This is a genomic window from Pseudoxanthomonas kalamensis DSM 18571, from assembly GCF_010211745.1.
GTDB classification, from domain to species: domain Bacteria; phylum Pseudomonadota; class Gammaproteobacteria; order Xanthomonadales; family Xanthomonadaceae; genus Pseudoxanthomonas_A; species Pseudoxanthomonas_A kalamensis.
In genome coordinates, this window is record NZ_PDWQ01000054.1 from 1 (window position 1) to 684 (window position 684).

General features: G+C 61.7%; 1 pseudogene. It reads right to left on the reverse strand.

The features are described from left to right. Positions 1 to 684 (reverse strand): annotated as a pseudogene (locus CSC70_RS13925) (TonB-dependent receptor); the annotation flags it as partial.

The following is a 684-nucleotide window of genomic DNA, read 5'->3' on the forward strand; positions in this document are numbered from 1 at the left end:
GTTGAACTGCGCCGGATTGCCGCTGCCGTCGAGCGCATCGAAGTACTGCGCGAACGAACTGGGAATCCACAGGTCGTCCGCATCATCGGCCGCGGTGCCGTTGCCGCCCCAGGTGTCGCGCTGCACGTTGGAAAACGCCGAGCGGTTCTTGACCTCGGTGCTGCCGATGCCGAACTTCAACTGCGAATAGTTTTCGAAGGTGAAGTCGCCGTTGACCTGCGCCTGATCGATTTCCGACTTCATGTAGCTATTGCGAAACGCCGAGCCGGTGACCAGCGTGCGCGACGGGTCCAGGCCATTCAGCCCGAAGCCCAGCTGCTGCTGCAACACCGGGAAATCCTTGCTGAAATCCACCACCGAGGTGCCGCGGTAGAAGCCGGATACGCCCAGCGAGTTGCTCGACCCGTACGGGCTGTCCGCGCCGGCTTCGGCGGTGGAGCGGTGGATGTCGCAGTTGAGCTTGAACTGATCGTTCACCGCCCAATCCACATTGAAACCCAGCGACTTGTTCTGGTTGCGCGTGGCCGCCTGGGAGCCGGCGGTAGCCAGATCGCTGGTGGGCGGATTGACGATTTCCTAATAGGTAATCGGACCTGCGACCGGTCCCTTGGTCCAGGCGCTGGCGGAGGGTCCGTAGTTGAACCACACCGACATCTCGTTGCGCTGCTGCTGGATCTTGTTTTC